The following is a 460-nucleotide window of genomic DNA, read 5'->3' as shown; positions in this document are numbered from 1 at the left end:
CCATTGCAGCAGTCAGCGCATCGACAATTGGGCCAATCGCTGAAAAACCAAGTAAAGCTAACGCAAAACCAATCAATCCAGCTGAAAAATTGTTTACTAACATTTCAAAACCAGCTTTAATCCGATGTTGGAAATACTGATCAAATTTCTTAATTGTAAAGCCACCAAGTGGACCCATAATCATGGCACCTAGCATCATCGGAATATCGGTTCCCACAATCACGCCCATTGTCGCAATTGCGCCAACTACGGCACCGCGATCACCTGCTATTACTTTCCCACCAGTGTAGCCAATTAATAATGGAATTAAATAGGTCAACATTGGGCCAACCATCGTGGCAAAGGCTTTATTTGGCAGATATCCATCTGGGATAAATAGCGCTGTCAAAACGCCCCACGCAATCAACGCCCCGATATTGGGCATCACCATGCTAGATAAGGTACTGCCAATTCTTTGGAC

At 44.3% G+C, this 460-nt stretch carries 1 protein-coding gene; it reads right to left on the bottom strand.

What is annotated here, in order from left to right; genetic code table 11:
- Positions 1 to 430 (bottom strand): PTS transporter subunit EIIC (locus tag ACU8YE_RS25050; RefSeq protein WP_446930258.1); only part of this gene is annotated, 430 nt, incomplete at its 3' end.
- Positions 431 to 460 lie beyond the last annotated feature (30 nt).

It is taken from the genome of Ralstonia sp. VS2407 (assembly GCF_052950655.1).
Note: the sequence above shows the minus strand (reverse complement) of the source record. Positions and strands in the feature narration are given on the sequence as shown.